A 26417-nucleotide genomic window follows, 5' to 3' on the forward strand; every position below is an offset into this window, starting at 1 on the left:
GATTACCTTTTATTGGCCGAGCGTTAAGGTCTTGAGCAGCATGCTCTTCGCCGCGTTCATCGTTTCGACGTTGTTCTGGTAGGAGCGCGAGGCCGACAGCATGTTGACCATTTCGTCGACCGGGTTCACGTTGGGCATCGTCACATAGCCCTTTTCGTCGGCCATCGGGTGCTTGGGGTCATAGACCTGCTTCATCGGGGAAGCGTCCTCGACCACTTCTTTCACCTTGACGCCGGTGCCGCCGGTGTTCATCGGGACCGCCTCGAACACGACCTGCTTGGCGCGGTAGGCTTCGCCGGTGCTCGATGTCGCGCTGTCGACGTTGGCGAGGTTGCTGGCAACGGTGTTCAGGCGCTGGGCCTGGGCGCTCATGGCCGAGCCGGAGACATTGAAGATATTAAATAGGGACATGAGAGCGACCTTTCTTATTGTCCGCTCTGGATCGCCGCCATCAGGCCGCGGATCTGGCTGTTGATCATCGTGATGCCCGCCTCGTAGCGCAGTGCGTTGTCGGCGAACTGGTTGCGCTCGACATCCATGTCGACCGTGTTGCCGTCGACCGCGCCCTGCACCACGCCGCGATACAGCACCGGGGTGCCGTCGGGCAGCGCCTTGCCGTCGGCGGCGGGCTGAACGTGGGCCTTGTTGGTGGCGGCAAGCTGGCCGGGGTTCGCTGCTTTCGCGAGTGCACCCTGCATGGCGCTGGCGAAGTCGATGTCGCGCGCCTTGAAGTTCGGGGTGTCGGCGTTGGCGATGTTGGACGCAATCAGTTCCTGGCGCTGGGCGCGCAGGGACAGGGCCGTTTCGTTGAACCGTAAATAGTTGTCGAGTTTGCCGATCATGCCGCCTCCGGGCTGATTTCTGGTTGGGACAGCGTGAATCATACGTTTGAGCAACACTTGCCCATCGATTGATTAAGCCCCCCAAACCCCGGCTATTCAAAGTTTCACTACGGCATCAACAGGCCTAAGATGGCAGCCATCACAGAAGGGCTTCCGTTCATGTCCAGGCATTTCACGTCATTTTTCTTACTCCTGCTGGCCGCGCCCTTGGTGCAGGCCGCCCAGCAACTGGTACCTGCCGGGCGCCAGGACGGCGCCGCGCTGCGCAAGATCGCCGAACAATACCTGCAGACCCAGAGCGCCGGGCTGCCGGGCAAGGTCACGGTAAAAATCGGCGCGGTCGACCCGCGCCTGTCGCTGGCCGCCTGCCCTGCCCCCGAAGCCTTCCAGCAGCCGGGCGCCCGTCCCTGGGGCAAGACCACGGTGGGCGTGCGCTGCACGGCCCCCAGCTGGACGGTATTCCTGCAGGCGCAGGTGAGCGTGCTGGCCGATTACGTCACGGCCAGCGTGCCGCTGGCCCAGGGCCAGGCCATCGAGGCCGGCCAGCTGGCGACCATGCAGGGCGACATCGCCGCCATGCCGAACGGGATCATCACCGACATGGCCCAGGCCATCGGCCGCACGCCGACCGTGTCGCTGCCGGCCGGCACCCCGCTGCGGCTCGATTCGCTCAAAAGCAAACCGGTGGTGCAGCAGAACCAGGCCGTGCGCATCGTCTCGCGCGGCGAGAATTTCTCGGTTTCGGGCGAAGGCAAGGCGATCGGCAACGCTGGCGAGGGGCAAGTGGTACAGGTGCGCACGCCGCGCGGCGCCATCGTCAGCGGCACGGCACGGGCCGGCGGCATCGTCGAAGTAAGCCTGTAAAAACCTGGCAAAAATAGAATTTAAATAAACTTCCCGATTTGGCGATCTGCGCTAAAGTTTGGCGGTGTACAGCCGTTACACACTGCAGATCCCGGAGTTCCTGCTCCGAACAGAGAAGGATAGTGCTGTGAAAATTAACGATACCCTCAAAGGCGCGCAAGCCCTCCAGCAACCGAACACCACGGCAGCCAATGCCAAGCAGGCCGAAAAGGCCGCGGCAACGGCCGCCCCGACCCAGACGCAGACCGACAGCGTGCGCCTGTCGTCGGCCAGCGCCACCGCCGGCAGCAGCCAGGTGTTCGATGCCAAGAAAGTGGAACGTATCAAACTGGCGATTGCCGATGGGCAGTTCCAGGTCAATTCCGAAAGGATCGCGGACGGCTTGCTCGATACCGTGCGCGACCTGCTCCATTCACGCAACAGATAAACGCCCATGACCAGTCCGAGCACGACCCTCAGCCTTGAATACCAGCACATCGACGCGCTGGTGGAACTGATGAAACAGGAGCAGCAGTTCCTGGTAGCGGCCGACGCGGACGGACTGGCACAACTGACCTCACGCAAGGCGACGCTGGTGCAGGAACTGGCGCAACTGTCGCGTGAACGCCATGCCGCGCTCGGCAAGGCCGGCTTCGCCGCCTCGGAAGCGGGCATGGAACCGTGGCTGGTCACGCAAGGCGACGACGCGGCGCGCTCCGCCTGGACCCAATTGCTGGCGCAAACCGCCGAAGCCAAGGAACTCAACCGCGTCAACGGCCTGCTGATCAACCGGCAAATGGCGCACAACCAGACCGTGCTCAACGCCCTGCGCACCCCGACCGCCGGCGCCGAGTCGACCTTGTACGGCGCCAAGGGGCAGACCTTCGGCACCGGGCCGTCGCGACGCTTCGTGACCGGCTGAGTTTTACCGGATTTCCTCGATAACGGCCGCCGATGCGGCCGTTGTTGTTTCGTAGGGTGGTCGGCTCCACCCGGGCGTTTGCTGGAACGCGGCTGTTGCGCCGCCCACGCGTTCAACCTCCATATGAAACCTCGCGTCGCCTCACCTGCCGGTTGAACGCGTGGGCGGCACACACGCCGCGTGCCGGCATATTTTTGGGTGGAGCCGACCACCCTACTCTTGCCGTAGCGCAAGCTCAACGGGCACTAACAAGCCCACAGTATTCCTCAGTCATCACCCGACGGAGGAATCCATGCACACCCCCAAACACCTCGCCGCCTGCGCCCTGCTGGCCGCCGCCATCCCCGGCCACGCCCTGGCCGACATCGCCGTTACCATCACCCCCGACCGCGCCGCCCTCGGCAAGCGCGACGAGGTGATGGTGACGGTCACGTTCTCCAACGTCGGCGGCACGCCCGAGCGCCTGCTGAAGTGGCGCACGCCTTTCGTGGCGCCGGAAGCGGCGCTGTTCGAGATCACCCGCGACGGCCAGCCCGTGCGCTACCTGGGCCGCAAGGTCAAGCGCGCCGCGCCGACGGACGCGGACCCGCTTGAGTCCAATTATTTCGTGCTGGCGCCGGGCGAAAGCCGCAGCGCCCGCGTCGAACTGTCGAGCACCTACGACATGGCCGTCACCGGCGCCTATTCGGTGCGCTACCGCGTCCCCACCCTGGCCGGCAGCGCCAAGGCCGTCGGGGCGGTCCGCACGAACTCCGCCGCCATCTTCATCGAGGGCCGCATGCCGCGCGGGATCGCGTCCCCCGCCCTGGCGGCGCCGTCCGGCAGCGGCCTGAGCTATGCCCAGTGCTCGAACGCCCAGCAGGACACGATCGCCAGCGCCATGGCGGCCGGTACCGAGATGGCCGGCGGCGGCCTGGCCTACCTGAGCAGCGGCAAGGAGCAGGCCCAGCGCTACACCAACTGGTTCGGCGCCCTCGACGCCGGGCGCCAGGGCACGGTCACGAAGAACTTCACGGCCATCAAGGACGCGTTCGAGAACAAGCCGGTGAAAGTCGACTGCGGCTGCGACGAGGATTATTTCGCCTACGTCTACCCGGCACAGCCCTACACCATCTATGTCTGCAAGGCGTTCTGGACGGCGGCGCTGACCGGCACCGACTCGATGGGCGGCACCCTGCTGCACGAACTGAGCCACTTCGACATCGTCGCCGGCACCGACGACCACGTGTACGGGCAATCCGGCGCGGCCGAGATGGCGCGCACGTCGCCCGAGCGGGCCGTCAACAATGCCGACTCGCACGAGTATTTCGGGGAGAACTCGCCGCCTTTGAACTGAGCGGCTAGGGTGTCCGGCCATGCCGGGTTCCAGTGATCGAACAGTCACCGGGCGTGGCGGCACGCCCGGGCGATCCGTGAGATATTGGCCATGACTTGGCCAGCGGTATCAGAAGTGGTGCGTTGCCTGCCTGGCTGCGGCGCGCGCTGCAAGCCAGTTCAGGGCATCCTGCTTGTGGCAGCTGGGGATATTGTCGTCTTCGAGGGCTTCACGGACTTTCGACTCCGACTGCCGATCTAGCAGCGCATTGAAGGCGCTGCGCGTGTAGATCCTCGGCGTGGCTCGCTGTTCTTCATATGCTCCGAACGGGCCACCAGCTGCAGAAGGGGTGAATGCAAAGCTCATGCTTATCTCCAGATGTACGTGGAATTAGTTATTACTTGAAAAACTGTAGCATATATGAAGTGCGTATTTTGGGTGAGTTTGTTGCTGTGCGTCAACATTTCTACTGCATAGGCCAAGATTGAAGCGTTGCTCGCGAGAATGTGCTAGTTTTCATTCTGTCTAATTAGCACGACTCGGGTTCAGACGCCAGTACCTGATTGAGCAAAATGCATGATTGTTACGTTTTCGCAAATCGTGCAAGACACTATCCGAAATGCATTGCTACCAGCTCATGTTTTAATCAGTATGTGGGTGGGTTTTCGTTAGATTGAAGTCAAGTTTTGGGCGAAAACTCATCAAAAATAGGCTGCGATGCAGCCAAAACATACTACATACGGAGAAGACACATGAGCTGGAACAGCATCTTGAAGTCGGCATTCGGTATTGCAGCCCTGAGCGTCGCCGTCGGCGCGCAGGCAGGGTCGAACGGCGTGACGGTGACGGTCGTGCCCGAAAAGGCGGCGCTCGGCGCGAGCGACGACGTGCACGTCAACGTCACCCTGACCAACACCTCCTCTTCTCCGCAGTATGTCCTGAAGTGGCGCACGCCCTTCGAGGGCATGTCGGCTCCCCTGTTCGACATCACCCGCGACGGCGCGAAAGTGGCCTACACCGGCGCCCTGATCAAGCGCGCCAAGCCGACCCAGGCCGACTACTACCTGCTGAAACCAGGCGCTTCGCACACGGTCAAGGTCGAACTGTCGGCCCTGTACGACCTGAGCGTGACGGGCGACTATGCGATCCGCTATCGCGCCAGCTCGCCGGACCTGTTCATGGGCAACAAGGGCCGCGCCGGCGGCGACGTCAGCGCAGCGGCTGCGGACAACGGCGTCGACCGGCTCGAGTCGAACGCGGCGTCGGTCTACATCGAAGCCCGCCTGCCGCGCGGATCGGAATCGGAAATCATGCAGGCGCTCAAACGCGGCGACGCCGGCGGCACCCCTGCGCCGATGGGCCTGAGCTACTCGAACTGCACCGCTTCGCAGCAGACCACGGTGGCCTCGGCGATCTCGGCGGCCAAGACGATGAGCAACAGCTCGGTGACCTACATGGGCAAGACCACGATGGGCCCGCGCTACACCAAGTGGTTCGGCACTGTCACCTCGACCCGCCAGGCCCGCGTCAAGGCGAACTTCACGGCGATCAAGGACGGCTTCGACAACAAGAACGTCGTCGTCGACTGCAAGTGCAACCAGAACTACTACGCCTACGTCTATCCGACCCAGCCGTACAAGATCTACGTCTGCAAGGCCTTCTGGAATGCGCCAATGACCGGTACCGACTCGAAGGGCGGCACCCTGGTGCACGAGATGAGCCACTTCGACGTGGTCGCCGGCACCGACGACAACGTCTACGGCCAGAGCGGCGCCGCCAGCCTGGCGATCAGCAATCCGGACGCCGCCGTGGCGAATGCCGACAACCACGAGTATTTCGCCGAGAACACCCCGGCGCTGAACTAAATACCTGGAAATAAAAAGAAAAACCCCTCTGGCCAGTTGGCGGCCAGAGGGGTTTTTTATCGCTTTCGGTTTTATTTTCCGCTGTAGACGAAGGACGCCGGCCGCGCCGGGAATTCCACAAGGGCGTCGGGGCGCTTGGGGTCGGCCAGCACCGGGCCGGCGTAGCCGATGTTGTAGGTGTGCCGGCCGGGCTTGAAGGCGTAGCTGTTGGTGATGTCGATCGTGTTCGTCAACATCTTGCCCGGTTCGAGCGGCTGGTAATCCTCGGCCGTCAGCGCTGCGCGCTTGACCATTTTTCCCGTGTAGGAAATCGGCCGGTTATCGAAACCGCGCACGTCGAAACGGCGTCCGGTCAATTCGTGTTCCGCCGCCACTTCGCGCGGGATCCAGACCGTGGTCTTGCCCTGGTTGATCACCGTGAGTTCCACGACGACCTTGCCTGGCGAGGTTGCGACATCGATGCTGTGCTTCACGCTCACAGTCGGTTCTCCGGCGCCCGCAATCAGGGGCATGAGGCTCGCCGCACCGGTCAGGGCGGCGAGAAGGAAGGGTCTGCGCTGCATGTTCAACTCCATATGGTCGTGTCACGCATTGTGGGGCCAGATGAAGCGAAAGCCAAGGGTAGGGTGGACGGGTCCCCCGTCCACGCGTTCAACCGGCGCAAGATTATCCGAGCAGGCCTTTCAAACGTGATTTGAACGCGTGGACGGGAAACCCGTCCACCCTACGCTTATCCCTGATCAGGCACCGTAGCCAGGATCGTCACCGCCACCCTCCGATTGCGCGACCTGCCCGCCTCATCCGTATTCGGCGCCAGCGGCTGGTTCGCGCCATGCCCTACCGCCGTCAGGCGTTCCGGAGCGATCCCGCCCTCGATGAACAGGCGCACCACACTGCTCGCGCGCACGCTCGACAATTCCCAGTTCGACGGATAAGCCGAATTCGCAATCGGCAGGTTGTCGGTATGCCCCTCGACCTCGATCGCATGCGCTTCGCCCTTCAGCAGCCCGGCCACCGTGCCGAGGGTCGTGCGCGCGTCGCCGCCGAGCGCGGCCTCGCCTTCCTCGAACAGCACGCTGGCGTTGATGTCGACCTTGACGCCCTGCCCGGTTTGCGTGACGCGCACCTTGCCGTCTTTCACCAAGGGCGCAAGCGAGGCGTTCAGCTGGCGCGCGAGCGTATTCAGGCGCTCGCGCTCGCGCCGTGCGGCCTCGGCACGCTTGCGCGCAATCAGGTTAGCGAGGGGAAGCGGGTCGATGGGGGAGCTGGCCTGCGGCACCTGCGGCTTGCCGCCGAAGGCATCGCCCAGGGCGTCCGACAGCGCCCGGTACTTGCCGGTGTTGACGACGGAGATCGCATACATCACGACGAAGAAGGCGAACAGCAGCGTAATGAAATCCGCGTAGGAGATCAGCCAGCGGTCCTGCTGCTCGCCGCCGCCCTCGAGCTCGTCGTATCGTTTGCGCGCCATATCAGCGCTGCGCCAGCAGGCTGGCCACGCGCTCCTCGACCACGCGCGTGTGGTTGCCGCTGGCCAGGTCGTGGAAGACTTCGAGCAGGATTTCGTACTGCACCACCTGGTCCGACACGATGGCCTTCAGCTTGTTCCCCACTGGCAGGAAGAACAAATTCGCAAGCCCGACGCCGTACACGGTCGACACAAAGGCGACCGCAATCCCGGAGCCCAGGCGCGACGGGTCGGACAGGTTTTCCATCACGTGGATCAGGCCCAGTACGGCGCCCAGGATGCCGATGGTGGGCGCGTAGCCGGCGGCCGCTTCCCAGATGCGGGCGGCCTGGCGCTCGGCGAATTCGTAGGCGCTCACTTCCGCCTCCAGCAGGCCGCGGATCTTGTCGGGATGGACGCCGTCGACCACCAGCCGTAAACCCTTCTCGACGATCGGATCCTTGGTCTTCATGAACTGCTCGAGCGAGAGCAGGCCGTCGCGCCGCACCGAGTGGCTCCACAGGGCAATCTCGCGCGAACGCGGCTGGCGCGTGTCCTTGGGCGGGAAGAACACCCAGCGCAGCATGCGCATGCCGCGCTTGAAGGTGCTCGCCTTCGATTGCAGCAGCACGGCGCCAAAGGTGCCGACCACCACGATCGCAAAGGCCGCCGGCTGGAACAGCGAGGCGAACCGGCCGCCGTCGAGCGTATGCCCGACGAACAGGCCGGCGAGGGCCAGCGCCAGGCCAATCAGGCTGGCGAAGTCCACAGCTTTTCCTTGAGCGAAGCGCGCAACCTGGCCACGGCCTGCGTGTGCAGCTGCGACACGCGCGACTCGGACACGCCCAGCACGGCGCCGATCTCCTTCAGATTCAGTTCTTCCTCGTAGTACAGGCCCATCAGGATCTTCTCGCGTGGCGGCAGGCCGTCGATGGCGGCAATCACGGCCTGGCGGAAGTCGGTGTCGAGCAGCGCGCGCAGCGGGTCGTCGTCGTCCACCGCATAGCGGTCGAGGAAGGAGTCGTTGCCGTCGTCGTCGTGGAAATCCTCGTAGTACACGAGCTGGTGGCCGCCGCCTTCGAACAGCATTTCCTGATAGTCGGCGAGCGAGACGTCGAGCGACTTGGCGACCTCGGTCTCGGTCGGCGGACGGCCCAGCTTCTGCTGCAGCGACGTCATCGCGGTCTCGACCTTCTTCATGGTCTGGCGGGTGCTGCGCGGCATCCAGTCGTTGCTGCGCAGCTCGTCGACCATGGCGCCGCGGATGCGCAGCACGGCATAGGTCTCGAACTGGGCGCCGTGGTTGTCCTCGTAGCGGTTGATGGCATCGAGCAGGCCCATCATCCCGGCCTGGATCAGGTCATCAACCTCGACCGACGGCGGCAGCTTGGCCTTCATCTGGTGCGCAAGGCGCTTCACGAGCGGGGCATGCTCGGTGAGCAGGTGGTTCTTGTCCGCTTTCCCTTTGACGGTATACATGCTTGTGCTTTTTTTCTCAGGAACCAAAATGCGCGCCGCCGCTCTGACGCTCCAATCTCGCCATGCCCGGCAGGGCGAAGCGTCCGGCGAGCCGGCGGAAGGCCACCGACGCCCCGGCCAGCGGGAAGGCATCCACCACGGCACGCCCGAGGCGCGCGGCGCGGTGCAGGTATTCGTCGGCCGGTACCGAGCCCATCGAACTTAACGTTACCGCTAGGTAACGACTTGCTGCTGCCGACATATTATCGTAAACCACCTTCGCCTCTGCCTCGGAGGCCCCGGTGACCAGGATGCCGAAGGGACGGCGGCCGAATTCCTGGGCCAGGCGCTTGATCAATGCATAGGCATTCGTGATCGAGGTGGCGCTGGTCGAGACCTGCACCACGATTTCCGATTCGGCCAGGGCCGGCAGCGCAAAGCTGCCGTCGCGGTTCAGTTCGCCATCGACGATGACGATGCCGCCCTGCCCTTTCACCAGCACATCAAAGGTTTTCGCGAGGCGCCGCGCCTCGTCGGTGCCGGCACGCGGCGTGTCGCCGTCGCGCGACAGCAGCGCCACCGAAAAGCCCTGGGGTGCGCCCTGCACCACCTGGTTCAGCCCGCATTCCTGGCGTGCCACCTGCAACAGGCCCGCATGGCGTTCCATCTCGAGGCGGCGCGCAACGCCGTAGTCGCGCACGGTGGTGTCGACGATCAGCACTTCGTTGCCGGCCTGCGCCAGCGAGGCGCCGAGGTTGACCAGCATGGCGCCCTTGTCGTCGCTGGGCGTGCTCGATAAAAAGGTGACGACGCGTGGCTTGGGGCCGGCCAGCATCCGGCGCAGGCCTTCGGCCTGGTCGAAATCGAAACTAGCCACAGTGCACCCCGCGCAGGCTCTCGTCGCGGTGGCTGGTGCCGACCATCATCAGCGGCAGGTCGGCATCGTCGAAGGCGGCGGCGGCCTCGCGGCGGCTGCGGAAGGCGCGGTCGACCAGCATCGCGCGGTCGGCCAGGTGCAGGTCTTCCGGCACGCGCTGGCCGTTGGAGATGTAGTGCAAATTCAGTTTTTGGCGGATCACCACGTCGAGCACGTTGCCGATCGAGGCGGCTTCGTCCAGCTTGGTCATGATGCAGCCGTGCAGGCCGCTGCCCTGGTAGGCGCGCACGACTTCGGCCAGGGTTTCGTTGGTCGAGGTGGCGTTCAGGCACAGCAGGCGCTTCACATCGGCGCCGGCGCCGGCCAGCATGGCGACCTGTTCCGTCACCATCTGGTCGCGCTGCGACATGCCGATGGTGTCGATCAGCACCGTGTGCTTGTTGCGCAGCTCTTTCAGGGCGATGCGCAGGTCGGCCTCGTCCTTCACCGAGTGCACCATCACGCCCAGGATCTTGCCGTAGATGCGCAGCTGCTCGTGGCCGCCGATACGATAGGCGTCGGTGGTGATCAGGGCCAGCTTTTCCGGACCGTGGCGCATCACGCAGCGTGCGGCCAGCTTGGCGGTGGTGGTGGTCTTGCCGACGCCGGTCGGGCCGACCAGGGCGAACACGCCGCCCTTGTCGAGCAGGTTGTCTTCGTCGGCCATCGTCGTCAGGTTACGCGCCAGCACGGTCTTGATCCAGCGCATCGCCTCGGCGGCGTCCTTATTCGCCGGCATCTTCTCGACCAGGTAGCGCGCCAGCGAAGCCGAGAAGCCGGCGGCCAGCATTTCGCGCAGCACGGCCGCCTTTTGCGGCTCGCGCTGCTGGGCGCCGCCGAACGACAGCTCGGCCAGCTGGGTTTCCATCAGGCCGCGCATGGCGCGCAGTTCGTTCATCATGCCGCTCATTTCGGCGGCGGCCGATTCCTTGGCCTGGGCGATGGCGGCCGACATCATCGAGGTCATCGCGGCCATGTCGAAGGCGGGTTCGGCCTGCGGGGCGCGACGGTTGGCGTAGCTGTGTTCGGGGATGAATTCCGGTTCCGGCTGCGGCTGTGGCGCACGGCGCGCATAAACCTGCTCCGGCGCTGCCGCTGCGGGCGCGCTGCGGCGGTTCACGAAAGCGGGCGCTTCCGGTTCGAAGGCGTGCAGGTGGTCGAGGCGCGGCTGCGGCTGGGCCATCTCGGAATCCGGGGCCGGGGCGGCCAGCGAAGCGACGTCGTCGTTGTCCAGCGCAAGGATCTCGACCACGCCGTCGACCGCACGGTTGGAAAGGATGACGGCGTCCGGCCCGAGCGCATCGCGCACCTTGCGCAAGGCTTCCCGGGATGTTGCCGCTGTAAATTTCTTCACATTCATCTTATTCTCCGTACCGCTTCAGTCATGTCGGGACGATATTGCCCGTTTACAGGAGAGATTATTGACGATGCCGTGAAGCAACCATCGGGGGAAAAGGATGGGGAAAGTGGGTTAATTCGATTTGGAGCATGGCACTAGCGGGCGCAGCCTGGCCGGCAGCGAGCTCCACCGACCAGGACCGGACATTTGTCAGGACGTGCGCGCATCGACGAAGCCTCAAGGCGCCGACGCTGCCGCCACCATCGGCTGATCCGTTCCCAGCTTGAGTTTTTCCTCGCGCGCCGCGATTTCGCGGTCTGCTTCTTCATAGACACGGGTGCTGTGGAGCCACCATAAGACGCCTGCGATCACGCCGGTGCCGATCGCGACTGTCGGGGCTGCGGACGCCAATACCATCAGGTTGTTGACGGCGGCGCCGCCCCATATCGCACTGCTCGTCTTGATGACCAGCCGTTTTTCATTTTTCGGCAGACGGCCGGCAAGTTTGACCAGGCCGATCTTGGCGCCAGTCAGCGCGACTAGGCCGAGCGGCGATGTCGACACCAGCGGATTCATCTCGATCGCCCCAGCCGACAAGGCGAGGCCAGTACTCACGCCATCGACCATGGCGGACTGCATTGCGTTCTTCTCGAGCCGGCTGATCCGCTTTTCCGGAGATACCTGCTCGCTTGCCAAATCCTCCGATGCCAGCGATGCCGACGTATTGTTGGTCGCGCATCCCACGAGTGTGGACGCAGCCAGCAGGATGGCGGCACCCGTCCTGGCAAGGCGGTGTTGAAGTACGGCGCACAGATTAGACATGATCCAACTCCTCACTAAGGTGGTTCGGTTAAAGACCACTAGTTTTGGCAGTTGTCAGCAAAGAAAAACTTGCGACTTTTTATATTTATTTTGTTAACAAAATCTACGGTACCACAGCGTTGGAATTGATGAGCGTACGGGAGCCAAGCTCAAGCGTCTTGCCGGTGCAGGGACGAGCAAACACAAGATTTCGGCCGATTTCCTTGTCCTGTGAGCAAGGATCGGCGGCGATCGGCAAGAGGTGTGTTCGCGATCGAAGCTGTGTTGCTTCGGATGACGCCGGCCATGGGGAATGGCCGGCCTGGTGTTACCGGAAATAGTGCAGCAGGGATTCCTTCTGATAGCGGTCGCTGCCGGCGTCCGCCTTCTTGATCGACTCGAACCACAGGGCCGCCATCTTGCGCTGTCCCTGTTCAGTGAAGGTACACGCTCCCGTACGGTACTCGCTTCCGAGCGTGCTCGTATGCGGCCCCTGGAAACGGTTGAAAATCGGGTTGGCTGCCCGGCGCAGCTGGGTGTCCACGTCCGGTCCGCCGATTGTTTTGTCACAGCGCGCGCCGCGTCCGATGACCCATTTTTTGATCTTGATGTTCAGGCTGACCATCCTGATGAAGCTGCGTACCGCACCGATGTACTGCTCGCCGCTCAGGTTCTTGTCGGAACCACCTTGCCAGAGCAGGTAGTCGAAATCGACGCCCATTGCGGTGGCCGCCTTGATCGCCAGACTCAGCCTGTCGGCTGCCCGGCCGCCCTGCAGCCAATCATGCACGTTGACATTGCTAACGCCAATCGGGACAAACACCACTTTCCGTGCGAAACCCGTCCGGATCATCTCTTCGCCCAAGGGCAGCCAGATGCTGCCCCCTTTGCAGTCCGCCAGCAGCAGCGGATCGGCCGCCGCCTGCTCGCGGCCGTCCGGCCCGAACTGGTACACGCCAGGCACCTGCCCGAACGGATGCGCATGGCAGTTTGCGGCGGTACCGTCGCCCAGGACGAGAATATAGATGTCCCTGGCTTCGGCTTTCGACCCGAGAAATAGCAGGCAAAAGGCTAACGCCAGCTTAGCAACCAATGACATAACGGCTGCCCTTTCCTAAAATGCGTTTCAGAATAACGACCGTGGCAAAAGTACAGCCAATCACCATCGTGAATTCGGCGAAGAAAGTCGCCATGCCGTCCGTGATTCCAAGGTATTGCTGCACCTTCTGGAATACCGCCAAATAAAACCCATGGATGAAAAACAGGCCGAAACTGATTTTCGCGGTGTACGCGAGGGCCTTGTTCTGGCGATCCAGGTAGCGCTCGAACAGGAAGAAGATCGCGACGAGCAGGGCCAGTTTCCCGAATTGCAGCGCATTGAACCAGCCTAACCCATCGAAAAAGCCGAGCGGTGCGGCTTTCTGTCCTTCGTACAGCATGCAGGAAGCAGCGAACAATCCCACGCCCGCATATATGAGGGCGGACTTGACCGAATAGCGCAGCGCGTCGAGGTGATGCTGGCCCGCTGCGAACGCCAGGCCGCACAGATAAAATCCCAGGAAATGCAGGAAGGCGAGGAAGGGATTGATGCTGCCGATCGGCCGGGACGAAAAAATACTGAACAGGATGCCGACGACCGCAAGCGGATAGATCATCCAGGTCTTCGCGACCCGGTTGAACAGGGGCGAAAACAGGAAGAACACCGTAATCATCGGGATGAACCAGAGCGGGCCGATGACGGATCCGCCGACCGCCAGCGACCACCCGACATAGCCGGCCGGGCTCAGGTCGAGCAGGTCGGGGCGCGCCAGGTAGAACCCGGCTGCGATTGCGGGCACCGACAGGACTAGGTAGGGCAGGACGACGAACCTGGCCTTCTTCTCCAGGTAAGCCGGATAACTGAACTGTTTTCTCTCGATGTAATAGAAGAGATAACCGGACAGGAATACGAACCACGCGGTCGCGTTACCGACCAGGAAATAGGCGAATTTTCCGTCCCATCCCAGCGCCTCCAGGGTGCCGAGATGGGAGATCATCACGAATATGATTGCCAGCCCTCGAAAATTCTCGAGCGAATACCTAAATTTCGAACTCACTACAGATCTTTCCTTAATCTAACGAATTTCGCACTGCATCCAGCCACAACGACGCCATTTCTTCCTGACCGCGCTCGTTCAGGTGGCAGGCGTCCGGCAAGCGATATTCGTTGCCGAGCAAATTCGTGTTGGGACCGGGATAACGGCGGGAAGCGGGCGCATTTCCGAACGCGCGCTGCACCATTTCGATGTTCGGGTCATAGCGCCCGGCACAGCGGGAATGCAGTGCAATTAACCACCTATCGATTTTTGCATTTGCATTAACATATTCTATCACGGAAGAAAGTTGCCCGAGATATTCGTCCTTGTCCAGGCCGATATCCGCCGAGCCCTGATGCCAGAACGCATAATCAAAACTGAGCCCCTGCCTTTTGATGAGCGCCAGGGCGCTATTGAGCTTGTCGAAAGCGCTGCCGCCTTTTTGCCAATCGCGGGTGCGCGATCCCGCCACCCCGATCGGCATGAAGGTCACCTTGAGCGCGACGCCGCTGTCGATCAGCTTTTTTCCAAGCGGCATCCACATCGACCCTTGCGCGCAATCGGCCCACTCGAATGGATCACGCGCAGGCTTAATGCTGCCGTCGAAACCGACCTGGAGCACATTGTCGACCGGTCCGTATAGCCGCTGATTGCAATTCGAGGAAATGGACTGGCCGAGCACCAGGATTTTCAGGTCCGCCACCACGGGGCGCGCCACTACCGGAGGAGGTAGGGGCGTGACGGCAGTCGCCGCGTCGCTTCCACCGCCGCCTCCCCCGCACGCTGCAAGAAGCGCACAGATCGACAACACCAGCGCGTATGCTTTAAAACCCGTGCGTTTCATGAATTTCATCGGTTTGATGGGGTAGTGTCGATATCGATAATGGCTGCCCGGCGAGCCGGAAGCGAGGCGCGCCAAATGCGCGCCAATGGATGCGCCGGATCCGGTTGCAGGCTAGGCGCTGGAAACGGCGTGAAACGCTTGCCCTCGGGAGCCCGCGGTCCGCTTCCTTCAGGATGTTAGCCCGTCAGTATCCGGGTTATTCTTGGTTATTGGCAAGGCCAGCGGATCGGTCGGCGAACCCTTGACGTTTTTCCGCAACTCATCACCCTGCCCCTACCAGGCTCGTTACCCGAATCGTCTTCGACTCCGGAATCTCCGAATGCGACAGCACCTTCAGCTGAGGCAGCGCGCGGCGCAGGAAGCGCGACAGCAGCACGCGCAGCGGGCCCGGCACCAGCAGCACCGGGGTGTGGCCCATGGCTTCCTGCTGCTGGGCCGCGTTGTGCGCCTGCTGGGCGATGGTGTCGGCCAGGCCGGGCTCGATGCCGGTGCCGTCGCCGCCGGCGCCCAGCGCCTGCATCAGGAGACGCTCGAGCCGGTTGTCGAGGGTCATCACGCTCAGTTCGTTGGTGCCCGGGAACAGCTGCTGCACGATCGCCCGGCCCAGCGCGATGCGCACCAGCGCGGTCAACTCGCCCGGATCCTGGGTGCCGTTCGAATGCTCGGACAGGGTCTCGATGATGGTGCGCATGTCGCGGATGTGCACGCCTTCGAGCAGCAGGTTCTGCAACACCTTCTGCAGCGTCGCCAGCGACACCACCTTCGGCACCAGGTCTTCCACCAGCTTCGGCGTTTCCTTGCCCAGGTGGTCGAGCAGAGCCTGGACTTCCAGGCGGCCCAGCAGTTCCGAGGCGTGGGTGGTGATCAGGTGGTTCAAATGGGTCGCCACCACGGTGCCAGCGTCGACCACCGTGTAGCCCAGGTTTTGCGCCTCGTCGCGCAGGCCTGCGTCGATCCACACGGCCGGCAGGCCGAAGGCCGGGTCGGTCGTCGGCTGGCCCGGCAGCGTGCCGCTGGCCATGCCCGGGTCGATCGCCAGGAACTGGCCGCTGATCGCCTCGCCGCTGCCCACTTCCACGCCCTTCAGGGTAATGCGGTAGGCCGAGGGTTTCAGTTCCAGGTTGTCGCGGATGTGCACCGGCGGCGCCAGGAAGCCGACTTCCTGCGCGAACTTCTTGCGGATGCCCTTGATGCGCTTGAGCAGCTCGCCGCCCTGCGCCTTGTCGACCAGCGGGATCAGGCGGTAGCCCACTTCCAGGCCGAGGGTATCGACCGGCATGATGTCCTGCCAGGTCGCCTCTTCCGTCTCGGCCGCGGCGGTGCGGCTGGCGTTGTTCGCCGCTTCCTGCTGCGCCGTCTCGGCTTCGCGCTCGGGGGCGGAATTGGCGCGCTTGGCCAGCAGGTAGCCGCTGCCGCCCAGCACCGCGCCCAGCAGCAGGAAGACCATGTTCGGCATGCCCGGAATCAGGCCCATGCCGGCGATGATACCGCCGGTGATGTACAGCACTTCGGGTTTTGCGAACAGCTGGCCCATCATCTGGCCGCCGATGTCCTGTTCGTTGGCCACGCGCGAGACCACCATACCGGCCGCGATCGAGATGATCAGCGAAGGAATCTGGGCGACCAGGCCGTCACCGATGGCCAGCAGCGTATAGGTCTTGGCGGCATCGCCGACCGCCATGTCGTGCTGCACCACGCCGACGATCAGGCCGCCGATGACGTTGATCAGGGTGACCATAATGCCGGCCACGGCGTCGCCCTTGACGTACTTCGAGGCACCGTCCATCGCGCCGTAGAACTCGGCTTCCTGGGCCACTTCGGTACGGCGCTTGCGCGCTTCCGGCTCGGTGATCATGCCGGCGTTGAGGTCGGCGTCGATCGCCATCTGCTTGCCCGGCATCGCGTCCAGCGCAAAGCGCGCGCCGACTTCGGCGATACGGCCCGCGCCCTTGGTGACGACGGTGAAGTTGATGATGGTGAGGATGACGAACACGACGATACCGACCGTGTAGTTGCCGCCGATCAGGAAGTGACCGAAGGCTTCGATGACCTTGCCGGCCGCCGCGCCGCCGGTATGGCCTTCGGTCAGGACAATACGCGTAGAGGCGACGTTCAGCGACAGGCGCAGCATGGTCGACACCAGCAGGATCGCCGGGAAGGCCATGAAGTCGAGCGGCTTGACCGTGTAGAGCGCGGTCAGCAGCACGATGACCGACAGCGCGATGTTAAAGCTGAAGAACAGGTCGAGGACGAAGGCCGGCAGCGGCAGGATCATCATCGCCAGCAGCAGGATGATCAGGATCGGCGCGGCCAGGGCATTGCCCTTCGCGCCGATGCCGTTCAGCCAGGCCGGCATTCTGAGGCTGTTCATCAATGTGCTCCGTTATTCGTATCAGGTTGAATCTGCGATGCCGGGTTCAGCGGGTCCATCTCCGGCGGCACCGGCAACTTCGTCGGGCGATCCGGGTACTGGCCGCCAACCTTGCTGTAATTGCGCAGCTGGAAGACGTAGGCCAGCACTTCGGCCACGGCCGAGTACAGTTTTTCCGGGATTTCGTCGTCGATCTCGGTGTGCTTGTAGAGCGCACGGGCCAGTGCCGGCGCTTCGAGCAGCGCGACCTTGTGTTCCTTGGCCAGTTCGCGGATCTTGGCTGCGACTTCGTCGGCGCCCTTGGCCACCACGCGCGGCGCGCCCTTCTGGCCGTCGCTGTACTTCAGGGCGACGGCATAGTGGGTCGGGTTCGTGACCACGACGTCGGCAGTGGGCACATTCTGCATCATGCGGTTGCGCGCCATTTGCATCTGCATCTGGCGAATCTTGCCCTTGATCTGGGGATTGCCGTCGGACTCCTTCGACTCCTGGATCATTTCTTGGCGCGTCATCTTGAGCTTGTTGTTGTAGTGCCAGATTTGATAAGGCGCGTCGATCAGGGCGATCAGGCCGAGCGAACCGACGATGAAGAGGAAGGCGCGCGCGATCAGGTCGGCCACGTGGCCGGTGCCGGCGCCCAGCGGCTCGACGGCCAGGCCCAGCACCGCTTCCTTCTGGCTCATGATGACGACCCAGGCGACCGCCCCCACCAGCACGGTCTTGGCGATCGCCTTCAGGAATTCGACCATGGCGTTGCTCGAGAACATGTTGCCGATGCCCGTGATGGGATTGAGCTTCATGAAGTTCGGCATGAAGGCTTTCGAGCTGAAATTGAAGCCGCCGATCATCAGGGGCGCGGCCAGCGCGACGAGCATGATGGCGAAAGCCAGCGGCAGGCAGGCGAAGATGACGCCGCCGACGTCGCTGGCGATGCGTTCGAGCAGGACGTTCGGGTTGTAGATCTGCTCGCGGTCGAGGGACAGGCCGGATTCGAGCGCGTTCGACAAGCGGCCGACCAGGCTGCCGCCCGTGATCCAGAGGCCGCCTCCGGCGACCATCAGGACGGCGAAGGTGGCGAGCTCGCGCGAGCGCGGAATGTCGCCTTCCTCGCGTGCCTTCTCCAGTCTTCTGGGTGACGCGTCTTCTGTCTTTTCCGCGCCGCTCTCTTCCGCCATGTACCGCTCCTGTTATCGCCGTCTACGCCCGTGCTTCTGCACGATGGGCAAGACCGCATTATCCAGTATGTTGCCGCGAGGCTATACCCTGAACAGGAGCCGAAACTTGCGCCATTTCCTGCGCAAGCCGGCGCTCGAACGATTAACAATCCAGTAAAACAAGCGAAAACAGTATCTGCCAAACAACAGTATTAATTGCTTGTTCGCAATGTCCATGATTTTTCATTGTTATAATAAGGAGTGCAGTTAATGCATCGGGTGCCTTGTCAATTTGAATTGAAAGTTAGATATGAAAAAGATTATTGCTATCGCTGCTATCGCTAGCCTGCTGTCGGCTCCAGCCATGGCACAAACTGCTGCTCCAGCTGCCGCCACCGCTCCGGCCCCTGCTGCCGCTGCGCCTGCCGCCGCTGCTCCTGCCGCCGCTGCCGCTCCTGCCGCCGCTGCCGCTCCTGCCGCAGCCGCTGCCGGCACCGGTGGTTTCCTGGGCGGCACCGCCCTGGCCGGCCTGTCGACCACCGCGCTGGTCGGTATCGGTGCAGCCGTCGCTGCCGTCGCCGTCGTGGCAACGGACGACGACGCGACCACCACGCACCACGCAACGACCACCCACCACTGATCCAGCGGGCTTCGCGCCCCTGGCCCGCATGGCGGCAAGGGCTGGACTCCGTAACCGGGTCCAGCCCTTTTTGCTGGGCGCACGGGCAAACCGCCGGCAAAAAAAGGGCTGCAATGCAGCCCTTTCGTTTTCAGTAGGATCGGCTCCAGCTGACGCTGACCTCTTTCGCCCTAGGCACCACGCTCAGCTGCGAACGCGGGTTGTCCCGCTGCGCCTGCCATAGCCAGCTCCCCACCGCATAGCCGACGATCCCGCCGGCGGCCACGTCCGACACCCAGTGCTTGCGGTCGGCCACGCGTCCGGCCGCCCCGAGCGCCGCCACACCATACAGCCAGGGAGCGTCGTATTCCTTGGCGAAGGGCGTGACTGCGGCGAACGCGGCTGCACTGTGGTTCGACGGGAAGGACGCGTCCGAGCGGCGTCCGGTACGGCTCCACGGCCCCAGTTCTTCATCCGGGCGGGCGCGCGCCACCAGCCGCTTCGTGACGGCCGAAACGCCGAGCGAGCCTGCCACCGACTGCAGCGAAATCAGGCCGATGTTCTGCATGCGCGCATCGCCGAAGGCGACCGCCGCACCGGCCGCGCCCGTCAGCAGCACCGGCGCCAGCTTGCCCGCATTGCCCCATCCGCGCGCGACACTGGCCCCCGCGTGCCGGCTGACGAAGCGGTCGACCGGCTCGTCGGCCAGCGCGCCGGCCGCTACCGCGCCGCCCGCGAACAGCGCGCCCCGCGCCCACTGCGGCAATGTCGGCGTCGTCGAGACCGACTGCTCGAGGCGCCAGCGGAATGCCGGCCAGGGGCTCGGCATCGCCCGCACCGGCGGGTTCACCGCGGCCAGCGTTTGCTCGTCGGGCCGCTCGGCAAAATTGCCGAGCCCGTCGTGGCTGGTGAGGTTGCGGCGGGGCTGCTCCATCAATCCATATAGGTCGCCCGGGCTGGCCACCATCTGGCCGACGTCGCGCGTCCACGGGCCGAGGGCCATGCCGGCGCTGGCCTGGGTATCCACGGGAAGCATGAGGCTCAGCGGCAGCGACAGGAAGACGCCCTTGTCGTTGTACGGGTTGGCCGGCGTACCCGGCGAGGTGATGTCCCTGCCGTTGGTCTTGGTGTACCAGAAGCCCAGCTCCATGCCCGACGCGAAGCGGCGCTTGAATTCCAGGCGCGCACCGTCGTCCCGGGCCAGGAAGCGTCCCGCGCGGACGGTGGCGGTCACGTCGTAGGGAAGCCTGTAATGCAGCGAGCCGAGGGCCGTTACCGTACTGTAGTCGCGCCGGTCGAACCAGCCCCCGAAGCCGCGCTGCTGCACGGCATCGGCTGCAAAGTCGACGGCCCAGCGTGCATCCTTGGGCAAGTACAGCACTTGCCCCCCGATTCCCCGGAACATTTCTTCGTACAAGCCGACCGATGCGCGGGCGTACAGGCGCTCGTCGAGCATCATGTATTTATTCAGCATCAAGCGGTTCAGCTTGACCCGGTTGCCCCGCTTGTACTCTGCGATGTCGGTGCGTACGTGCGGCAACAGGCTGTTCGATTTCTGGGTGACGTCGGAAATGTTTTCCAGCACGCTGGCCCTGAGCGCGGCATTCAGGTAAGTGCCCGGCGCCAGGCGCTTGTCGTAGGTGACCGCCGCCGACAAGTCGTAGCGCAAGGCGCCGCTCGGATCGTTGAAGAAGAAGGCCACTTTCGGCGCCAGCCTGAAACGGTTCGCTTCCCGGTCTTCCGCGCTCAGGCGCACCATGTCGCCATCCTGCCCGACCTGGATCTGCACGCCGCCATCGTCCCGGATCGCGTTGAGCAGGCCCTTTTCGTTCACGGCAATCCGGTCCGCCGGCGTCGCATACCGTACCACGACCGTTTGCATGAAGGCCTCGCGATCCACCAGGCCGGTCAGGTAGTCGCTCAGGCGCGGCAGGTCGAAAAACTCGTAGGTCGCGACGGGCTGTTCGAACCTGCTGTAGGTAACGTGGATGGCCCGGGTGCCCTCGGGGGCAAAGGCAAGCGCCGTCCGGGTGGCGCGGCCGACGGCGCGTCCCATGTTGGAAATGCGGTTGTTGGTCAGTACCAGTTTCAGGACGCCGGCGTCAAATTCGACGCGCACGTTCCTGTAGTTCTGGCGCGCCAGTTCCTGCACCAGGGCCGCGCCGTGGCGGGAATCGTCGTGCCATTCCCGCGCCGATACGCGCACCGGTGCGCTCGTCGGCCGGAAGTAAGCCGGCTCGTACAGTTTGGGAATGAATTCGCGTTCGTTGAAAGGAATGCTGACGAACGCGTTGGCGCTGAAATGGTCGCGGTGGCGCGCGATTTGCGCTCCCAGCCACCCCCAACGGTACTCCAGCCCGACCACGGGTCCTTTGCTGCGCTCGGCCGCGCCCGAGCGTTCGGCCTGGTGGTCGCTGCGGTAATCATTGGCGTCGTACTCGGCGACGAACGCCCAGTTCGGCGAGCGCAAGGGCACCCAGCGCACGCCGGCGTACAGCCCGTCGGGACGGCCACGGCCGACACCGATGCTGGCTTCGATATTGCGCGCGGCGCCAAACACTTTCGACGCCACCAGGTAATGGCCGCGAAACAGCTCCGTGCCGAACAAGTCGGTGGCGCCGACCGCCACTTCCGGCGTCCAGGCCGACTCCTGCAGCAGGCGCAGCTTGACGTCGGCGACCTTGTCCTTGTAACGCCCGTAGTTCTTGCCGTATTCGGGCGTCCTGTTCCCAAAAGCCGGCAGGCCGGTGATCGAGACATAGCGGCCGGTTACCTGCAGGAAGGGCAGCAGGGTCGCGGATACCCATGCGCTGCCATATGGACTGTCGTAGCCATAGCCGGCGCTGATCGTGCTATCGGCTTCGGTCCACGCGCTCGGCATGTTGACGTAGCCGGATTGCCCCTGCAGCGAAGGTGTCGCGGCGCCGGCATCGAGCGCCGTGAAAACCAGACAACCGTACCAGCTATATTTTGCGTAATGTTTTAATGCGGTTAACACGAAAAGCCCAGCGTGATTAAAAGCTCAGCGGGAATCGTGAGCCAAAGAACCCGCGAGTTTAGCACTCGCAACAATGCTGAACCAATCGGTTTTGCCTGATAACAACACCAATTCGCCTCTGGCCTGGACAGGCAACCGGCTCCGCTCCGTGCCGGCATGGGAGGCGTCGCCGGGAAGCGCGGATGCACAGACATTCCCGCAATGCCAGGGCTAATCCCTTGTTCCTGCCCGTTAATCGGCTGCGGAAACCTGTGGTTTTTAAGTTTCCTGTTCGCAAAATTAATTGCGCAAGTTGACTACGATTAATACAATACCCGGTATTCGCTGTCGGGACCGTCAAATGCTGTAAATGTAAAAGATTAGTGATAATTAGAGAGAATTTCACTTCTTTTGATTCGTTTTCAACGCCGGCACCACGTTTCCCCGACATCAACTTACCCTCTATCGCAAAACGTTTCCTGAGCCATTCAAATTGGCTTGGGTATGCTTCCTTTGGAAAAAGCTGGTCCATGAAACCCATCGAATCGATCTTTCTGCCGAAAACGCAATGGTATTGCACCCGTGACTTTGAAAGATGGGCGCTGCTGTGCACCGACGTGGTGGCGATGACGCTGGCCCTGCTGCTGGCCCCGGTACTGGCGACCCCTTTGCACCAGTTCGGCTCGAGCCCGGACCTGGTCGCCAGCATCAACTGGGGGCGCCTGCAGAACTACGCGGCCCTGGGCGCGGTCATGGTGGCCGCATTCTGGGCCAAGGGACACTATGGCAAGCGCAAGCCCTTCGCCAACGAGGTCAAGGATGTCCTGACCGTCATCTCGGTCGTGGCCACGGTCGACGCCGCGCTGCTGTTCCTGGCCAAGGCTGATTTCTCGCGTGGGCTGATGCTGTCGAGCTGGATGCTGTCCCTGTTGCTCGTGATCGCCCTGCGTTACGCCGTCAAGCGCGGCCTGATCGCCGCCGGCGGCTGGCTCCGGCCCATGGTCATCGTCGGATGGGGCGAGAATGCCGTGGAAACCGCGCTGGCCTTCAAGGACGAACAATTGATGGGCATGCGGCTGGTGGCGTTCCTGGTGCCGGTGGGCCAGTCCAAGCTGCAGCACAACATCCGCGACAAGCACGGCAACCTTATCCCCTCGATTTCCCTGGGCGCCGACCCGGACCGCACGCTCAAGCAGCTGGGCAGCCCGCACGTCGTGCTCGCCTTCGAACAGGGCGGCGTGGAAGAGCACGAGCAGATCATCCAGCAGATCAGCCGCCGCAACCGCGACGTGCAGCTGGTCCCGCCCCTGCGCGGCCTGCCATTGTATGGCATGGAAGCCAATCACTTTTTCGCGCACGAGGTGCTGCTGCTCACGATGCGCAATAACCTGGCGCGCCGCTTCCACCAGCTCGTCAAGCGTTGCTTCGACCTGACCGCAGCCAGCCTGATCCTGCTGCTGGGTTCGCCGCTCTTCCTGTTCATTGCCATCAAGGTGGCCAGTTCCGGCCGGCCGATCTTCTTCGGGCACAAGCGCGTTGGCCAGCACAACAAACTGTTCAGCTGCTACAAGTTCCGGACGATGGCGCCGAACGCCGACCAGCTGCTGGCCGACCTGCTGGCGAAGGATCCTGAAGCGCGCGCCGAATGGGAACGCGACTTCAAGTTGAAGAACGATCCGCGCATCACGCCGATCGGCCACTTCCTGCGCAAGACCAGCCTCGACGAGATTCCCCAGCTGTGGAACGTGCTCAAGGGCGACATGAGCCTGGTCGGGCCGCGCCCGATCGTCACGGCCGAACTGGACCGCTACGGCAACCAGGTCGAATACTATCTCGAGGCAAAACCAGGGGTCACGGGACTGTGGCAGATCAGCGGCCGCAACGACGTCACCTATGAAACCCGCGTTTACCTGGACGCCTGGTACGTGAAAAACTGGTCGCTGTTTAACGATATCGTTATCTTGTTACGCACTGTCAAAGTGATTTTCCGCCGCGAAGGCGCGTATTGACGGCTCCGGGACTGCGCATCGGTCCCGCCGTCGAGCGGCGTACTGCAATGCACGCCGCCGATTTTATTTTTTAGGTGTTTGAATGATCCTTGTTACTGGAGGCGCCGGGTTCATCGGTTCCAATTTCGTACTCGAATGGCTGGCGCACACGGGCGAGCCGGTGGTGAACTACGACAAGCTGACCTATGCCGGCAACCTGAGCAACCTCGATTCCGTGCGCGGCGACGAGCGCCATATCTTCGTGCAGGGCGACATCTGCGACCAGGAACAGGTCGCCGCCCTCCTCGCCCGCCACCGCCCGCGCGCGATCGTGCATTTTGCCGCCGAAAGCCACGTCGACCGCTCGATCCACAATCCCGGCGAATTCGTCCGCACCAACGTCAACGGCACCTTCTCGCTGCTCGAGGCGGCGCGCGGCTACTGGAGCGGCCTGGAAGGCGGCGAGAAGGCCGCGTTCCGCTTCCTGCACGTCTCGACCGACGAAGTGTATGGCACCCTCGGGCCGGACGACGCGCCCTTCACCGAGAACACGCCGTACGCGCCCAACAGCCCGTATTCGGCATCGAAGGCCGCATCCGACCACCTGGTCCGCTCCTATCATCACACCTACGGGATGCCGACGCTGACCACCAACTGCTCGAACAACTACGGCCCGTACCACTTCCCGGAAAAACTGATCCCCCTGATGATCACCAACGCGCGCGCCGGCAAGCCGCTGCCCGTGTACGGGGACGGCCAGCAGATCCGCGACTGGCTCTACGTCACCGACCACTGCGCGGCCATCCGCCGCGTGCTGGCCGACGGGCGCCTGGGTGAAACCTACAACGTCGGCGGCTGGAACGAGATGGCCAACCTCGACGTCGTCCACACGATCTGCGACATCCTCGACGAGCTCGCGCCGCGCCAGGACGGTGCGCCGTCCTACCGCAGCCAGATCGTGTACGTGGCCGACCGCCCGGGGCACGATCGCCGCTACGCCATCGATGCACGCAAGATCGAGCGCGAACTGGGCTGGCGCCCGCTGGAAAATTTCGAGAGCGGCATCCGCAAGACCGTCGCCTGGTACCTGGACAACGACGCCTGGGTCGACGGCGTGCTCTCCGGCGAATACCGGAAGTGGATCGACACGCACTACGCGGTACGCGGCACCGGGACAGGAGCGGCATGATGAACCAGCGCAAGGGCATCATCCTGGCCGGCGGTTCCGGTACCCGGCTGTACCCGGTCACGACTTCCGTCTCCAAGCAGCTGCTGCCTGTGTACGACAAGCCGATGATCTACTACCCGTTGAGCACGCTGATGCTCTCCGGCATACGCGAGATCCTCATCATCTCGACGCCGAGCGACACGCCGCGCTTCGAGGAACTGCTCGGCGACGGCTCGGCCTGGGGCTTGCGCCTCAGCTATGCGGTACAGCCCAGCCCGGACGGCCTGGCGCAGGCCTTCATCATCGCCCGCGACTTCCTCGGCGATTCCCCGGCAGCCCTGATCCTTGGCGATAACATCTTCTTCGGCCACGACTTCGAGCCCCTGCTGCGCGACGCGGCCGGGCGCACCGACGGCGCGACGGTCTTCGCCTACCACGTGCACGATCCCGAGCGCTACGGCGTCGTCGAATTCGACGACGCGCGGCGCGCGGTCAGCATCGAGGAAAAACCTGCCGTGCCGAAGTCGAACTACGCCGTCACCGGCCTGTATTTCTACGACAACGGCGTGACCGACATCGCCGCGGCGATCAAGCCCTCGGCGCGCGGCGAACTCGAGATCACCGACGTCAACCGCACCTACCTCGAGCAGGACCGGCTGAACGTCCAGGTGATGGGCCGCGGCATGGCCTGGCTCGACACTGGCACCCACGACTCGCTGCTCGAAGCGGGCCAGTTCATCGCCACGATCGAAAAACGCCAGGGCCTGAAGATCGCCTGCCCTGAGGAAATCGCTTTCCGCAAGGGCTATATCAGCCGGGACGACCTCGAACGCCTGGCGCAGCCGCTGAAAAAGAACGGCTACGGCGCCTACCTGCTGCGCCTGCTGAACGAAACCGTTTACTGAATTTACCGAAAGACCCCATGCAAGTCCTCGCAACATCCTTGCCCGACGTCCTGATCATCGAGCCGAAATCCTTCGGCGACGAGCGCGGGTTTTTCTTTGAAAGCTACAACGAGAAGAAGTTTGCCGAACTGACCGGCGTCTCCAAGCGTTTCGTCCAGGACAACCACTCGAAATCGGCGCGCAACGTGCTGCGCGGTCTGCATTACCAGATCCAGCAGCCGCAGGGCAAGCTGGTCAGGGTCGTCAGCGGCGAGGTGTTCGACGTCGCCGTCGACCTGCGCCGCCAGTCGCCCACCTTCGGCAAGTGGGTCGGGGTGGTGCTGTCGGCCGAAAACAAGCGCCAGCTGTGGATACCCGAAGGCTTCGCGCACGGCTTCGTCGTCACCAGCGAGAGCGCGGAATTCCTCTACAAGACCACCGATTACTGGGCGCCGGAACACGAGCGCTGCGTCGCCTGGAACGATCCGCAAATCGGCATCGAATGGCCTGCCGGCATCGCACCGATCCTCTCCGCCAAGGACCAGCTCGGCAAGCCGCTGGCCGGCGCCGACACCTTCGCCTGAGCCTG

26 protein-coding genes are annotated in these 26417 nt (G+C 63.4%); 10 read left to right on the forward strand and 16 right to left on the reverse strand.

The window, feature by feature from the left end; genetic code table 11:
* Positions 1–9: 9 nt before the first annotated feature.
* On the reverse strand, positions 10–411 hold the full coding sequence (gene flgC, locus ACWCIA_RS03315) for a flagellar basal body rod protein FlgC (RefSeq protein WP_454160947.1): 402 nt from the start codon (positions 409–411) through the stop codon (positions 10–12).
* A gap of 14 nt (positions 412–425) precedes the next feature.
* Entirely contained in the window at positions 426–842 is a 417-nt protein-coding gene (gene flgB / locus ACWCIA_RS03320; RefSeq protein WP_454160949.1) for a flagellar basal body rod protein FlgB, read from the reverse strand.
* Positions 843–1001: 159 nt separating this feature from the next.
* On the opposite strand from flgB, the gene flgA reads away from it, so the two are divergent.
* From flgA to ACWCIA_RS03340, 4 genes are all read left to right on the forward strand, one after another.
* Positions 1002–1706 (forward strand): flagellar basal body P-ring formation chaperone FlgA, encoded by a 705-nt coding sequence (flgA, locus tag ACWCIA_RS03325; RefSeq protein WP_454160951.1) that lies wholly within the window; start codon positions 1002–1004, stop codon positions 1704–1706.
* A gap of 127 nt (positions 1707–1833) precedes the next feature.
* Positions 1834–2133, forward strand: a complete 300-nt coding sequence (flgM, locus tag ACWCIA_RS03330; RefSeq protein ID WP_454161253.1) for a flagellar biosynthesis anti-sigma factor FlgM — start codon at positions 1834–1836, stop codon at positions 2131–2133.
* Positions 2134–2139: 6 nt separating this feature from the next.
* Complete coding sequence (locus ACWCIA_RS03335) at positions 2140–2607, forward strand: flagella synthesis protein FlgN (RefSeq protein ID WP_454160953.1); 468 nt, start codon at positions 2140–2142, stop codon at positions 2605–2607.
* Between the two features lie 292 nt (positions 2608–2899).
* Positions 2900–3943, forward strand: coding sequence for a M35 family metallo-endopeptidase (locus ACWCIA_RS03340; protein WP_454160954.1), 1044 nt, complete (start codon positions 2900–2902; stop codon positions 3941–3943).
* 108 nt (positions 3944–4051) lie between these two features.
* On the opposite strand, the gene ACWCIA_RS03345 is transcribed toward ACWCIA_RS03340, so the two are convergent.
* Positions 4052–4288, reverse strand: coding sequence for a hypothetical protein (locus tag ACWCIA_RS03345; RefSeq protein ID WP_454160956.1), 237 nt, complete (start codon positions 4286–4288; stop codon positions 4052–4054).
* Positions 4289–4674: 386 nt separating this feature from the next.
* Between ACWCIA_RS03345 and ACWCIA_RS03350 the strand changes: the two genes are divergently transcribed.
* A complete protein-coding gene (locus ACWCIA_RS03350) occupies positions 4675–5787 on the forward strand; it encodes a M35 family metallo-endopeptidase (protein WP_454160958.1) in 1113 nt (370 codons plus the stop codon).
* Positions 5788–5858: 71 nt separating this feature from the next.
* Here ACWCIA_RS03350 and ACWCIA_RS03355 read toward each other — a convergent pair whose 3' ends face one another.
* The 12 genes from ACWCIA_RS03355 to flhB all read right to left on the reverse strand — a co-directional run bounded on the left by ACWCIA_RS03355 (position 5859) and on the right by flhB (position 18213).
* Entirely contained in the window at positions 5859–6350 is a 492-nt protein-coding gene (locus ACWCIA_RS03355; RefSeq protein ID WP_454160960.1) for a hypothetical protein, read from the reverse strand.
* A gap of 167 nt (positions 6351–6517) precedes the next feature.
* The gene (gene motD, locus ACWCIA_RS03360) at positions 6518–7258 is read right to left on the reverse strand and encodes a flagellar motor protein MotD (RefSeq protein ID WP_454160961.1); all 741 of its coding nucleotides are present in this window, start codon (positions 7256–7258) and stop codon (positions 6518–6520) included.
* A 1-nt stretch (position 7259) separates the two neighbouring features.
* Positions 7260–8003 (reverse strand): flagellar motor protein, encoded by a 744-nt coding sequence (locus ACWCIA_RS03365; RefSeq protein ID WP_454160962.1) that lies wholly within the window; start codon positions 8001–8003, stop codon positions 7260–7262.
* Entirely contained in the window at positions 7985–8713 is a 729-nt protein-coding gene (locus ACWCIA_RS03370; protein ID WP_454160963.1) for an RNA polymerase sigma factor FliA, read from the reverse strand. The genes ACWCIA_RS03365 and ACWCIA_RS03370 overlap by 19 nt, the downstream gene beginning before the upstream one ends.
* Before the next feature lie 16 nt (positions 8714–8729).
* Entirely contained in the window at positions 8730–9569 is an 840-nt protein-coding gene (locus tag ACWCIA_RS03375) for a MinD/ParA family ATP-binding protein (protein ID WP_454160964.1), read from the reverse strand.
* Positions 9562–10968 carry a flagellar biosynthesis protein FlhF gene (gene flhF / locus ACWCIA_RS03380; protein WP_454160965.1) on the reverse strand — a complete coding sequence of 469 codons (1407 nt, stop codon included), beginning with the start codon at positions 10966–10968 and terminating at the stop codon, positions 9562–9564. The genes ACWCIA_RS03375 and flhF overlap by 8 nt, the downstream gene beginning before the upstream one ends.
* Positions 10969–11184: 216 nt before the next feature.
* Positions 11185–11769 (reverse strand): hypothetical protein, encoded by a 585-nt coding sequence (locus tag ACWCIA_RS03385; protein WP_454160967.1) that lies wholly within the window; start codon positions 11767–11769, stop codon positions 11185–11187.
* A 307-nt stretch (positions 11770–12076) separates the two neighbouring features.
* Positions 12077–12847, reverse strand: coding sequence for a hypothetical protein (locus ACWCIA_RS03390; protein ID WP_454160969.1), 771 nt, complete (start codon positions 12845–12847; stop codon positions 12077–12079).
* Positions 12831–13844, reverse strand: a complete 1014-nt coding sequence (locus ACWCIA_RS03395) for an acyltransferase family protein (protein WP_454160971.1) — start codon at positions 13842–13844, stop codon at positions 12831–12833. The genes ACWCIA_RS03390 and ACWCIA_RS03395 overlap by 17 nt, the downstream gene beginning before the upstream one ends.
* Before the next feature lie 13 nt (positions 13845–13857).
* Positions 13858–14676: a sialate O-acetylesterase gene (locus ACWCIA_RS03400; RefSeq protein WP_454160973.1), complete on the reverse strand. Its 819-nt coding sequence runs from the start codon at positions 14674–14676 to the stop codon at positions 13858–13860.
* 253 nt (positions 14677–14929) lie between these two features.
* A complete protein-coding gene (flhA, locus tag ACWCIA_RS03405) occupies positions 14930–17038 on the reverse strand; it encodes a flagellar biosynthesis protein FlhA (protein WP_454160975.1) in 2109 nt (702 codons plus the stop codon).
* Entirely contained in the window at positions 17038–18213 is a 1176-nt protein-coding gene (flhB, locus tag ACWCIA_RS03410) for a flagellar biosynthesis protein FlhB (RefSeq protein WP_454160977.1), read from the reverse strand. Before flhB ends, flhA begins: the two co-directional genes overlap by 1 nt.
* A 343-nt stretch (positions 18214–18556) precedes the next feature.
* Between flhB and ACWCIA_RS03415 the strand changes: the two genes are divergently transcribed.
* A complete protein-coding gene (locus ACWCIA_RS03415; RefSeq protein WP_454160979.1) occupies positions 18557–18832 on the forward strand; it encodes a hypothetical protein in 276 nt (91 codons plus the stop codon).
* A gap of 130 nt (positions 18833–18962) precedes the next feature.
* Here the strand turns inward: ACWCIA_RS03415 and ACWCIA_RS03420 are convergent, their stop codons facing one another.
* The gene (locus tag ACWCIA_RS03420; protein ID WP_454160981.1) at positions 18963–21809 is read right to left on the reverse strand and encodes a YjbH domain-containing protein; all 2847 of its coding nucleotides are present in this window, start codon (positions 21807–21809) and stop codon (positions 18963–18965) included.
* A gap of 509 nt (positions 21810–22318) precedes the next feature.
* Here ACWCIA_RS03420 and wbaP point away from each other — a divergent pair.
* The 4 genes from wbaP (at position 22319) to rfbC (ending at position 26412) form a co-directional block, all read left to right on the forward strand.
* Complete coding sequence (wbaP, locus tag ACWCIA_RS03425; protein ID WP_454160982.1) at positions 22319–23797, forward strand: undecaprenyl-phosphate galactose phosphotransferase WbaP; 1479 nt, start codon at positions 22319–22321, stop codon at positions 23795–23797.
* 82 nt (positions 23798–23879) lie between these two features.
* A complete protein-coding gene (gene rfbB / locus ACWCIA_RS03430) occupies positions 23880–24965 on the forward strand; it encodes a dTDP-glucose 4,6-dehydratase (protein WP_454160984.1) in 1086 nt (361 codons plus the stop codon).
* On the forward strand, positions 24962–25849 hold the full coding sequence (gene rfbA, locus ACWCIA_RS03435) for a glucose-1-phosphate thymidylyltransferase RfbA (RefSeq protein WP_454160986.1): 888 nt from the start codon (positions 24962–24964) through the stop codon (positions 25847–25849). The genes rfbB and rfbA overlap by 4 nt, the downstream gene beginning before the upstream one ends.
* Positions 25850–25866: 17 nt before the next feature.
* On the forward strand, positions 25867–26412 hold the full coding sequence (rfbC, locus tag ACWCIA_RS03440; protein ID WP_454160988.1) for a dTDP-4-dehydrorhamnose 3,5-epimerase: 546 nt from the start codon (positions 25867–25869) through the stop codon (positions 26410–26412).
* Positions 26413–26417: the final 5 nt, after the last annotated feature.

The organism is Massilia sp. SYSU DXS3249 (genome assembly GCF_053668055.1).